The 1434-nt window shown below is 38.4% G+C and carries 1 protein-coding gene; it reads left to right on the forward strand.

Annotated features, from left to right (window positions below):
- Positions 1-1400: TonB-dependent siderophore receptor (locus tag AAV96_RS00065; protein WP_046737826.1), on the forward strand; the 1400-nt coding region annotated here is incomplete at its 5' end.
- Between the last annotated feature and the right edge of the window lie 34 nt (positions 1401-1434).

A 1434-nucleotide genomic window follows, 5' to 3' on the forward strand; every position in this document is an offset into this window, starting at 1 on the left:
TGTCAGCAGGGGTGAGTTATCAAGAAGATGACACTCGTAGAGCGATGTGGGGTGGCTTAACAGTGGTCGTCAGCGAAGGTATACGTACAAGTCTTGCTAGATGTACAACAACAACCCAAGACTGGACTCGGTGGAGTGTTAAATATACCAATTGGTTTGCTGATTTAACGCAAAAAATTAACCAAGACTGGAATGTTAAACTTTCCTATGCACATGGTAAAAGAGAAGCGGATTCAAAACTATTTTATGTTTCTGGGAACCCCGATAAAACAACAGGCTTAGGTTTATCTGGCTTTGCAGGTTCCTATAAAGTGAATGTTGATCAAGATAATGCAACCTTACAATTAGATGGGAAGTTTGATCTATTTGGACGAAATCATAAAGTTGTCGCAGGATATCAATATTCAAATCAAGACTTCGAAGCGTTAGGACGATCTGGTACAACGCAAACTCCTGAAAGCATTTATGATTGGAATACTGCGCTGCCAGAACCTGTATGGAGTGCATGGGCACCTTCAGAAAGCTATCAAGTTAAACAAAATGCAATTTTTGCAGCTACACAGCTTTCTCTACTCGATCCACTGAAGTTAATTGTTGGTGGTCGGGTGACTGATTATGAAAAAGATTTAGGTTCAAAGGCTCCTAAGATTAAATATCAACATGAATTTATTCCTTATGCAGGATTGGTGTATGACATTCATCCCAATTATTCAGCTTATGTAAGCTATACCAGTATTTTTCAGCCACAGGATGAAAAAGATATTAACAATAACTATCTTGAGCCAATTGAGGGTAAGAGCACTGAAATTGGATTGAAATCATCATGGTTTGATGATCGTTTGAGTGGCTCTTTAGCCCTTTTCAATATTCAACAAGATAATCTTGCTCAAGCAGTCGGCCAAATCACTCGACCAAATGGAACTTTAGAAACATATTATCGAGCTGCTGAGGGGGCAAAAAGTAAAGGTTTTGAGCTTGAACTGAGTGGTCGACTTACACCGAATTGGAATATTACTGCTGGATATAGTCAATATAAAGCAACAGAAGAAAACGGAGCGGATATCAATACGCAATTGCCGCGTAAGCTTATTCAAACATACACAACTTATCAGCTTCCGGGGCAATGGGATGCTTTAAGTATTGGGGGGGGGATTAATTGGCAAAGCAAGACTTATATTGTTGCTTCAAATGCACCAGTTGGTGCAGATCCTCGTATTGAACAAGGTGCCTATGCTTTGGTTAATTTAATGGCTAAATATAAAATTAACCAAGATTTTTCAGCACAATTAAATATTAATAACCTATTTGATAAGGATTATTATGGCGTATTCCCTGCTTATGGCCAAATTACTCAAGGCGCACCACGTAATGCAACATTAACCTTACGTTATCAATTTTAAAAATAAGAATTAAAAAAAACGGCTGAATTCAGCC

This window comes from Acinetobacter sp. AG1 (genome assembly GCF_001005525.1).
Classification (GTDB): Bacteria; Pseudomonadota; Gammaproteobacteria; order Pseudomonadales; family Moraxellaceae; genus Acinetobacter; species Acinetobacter modestus.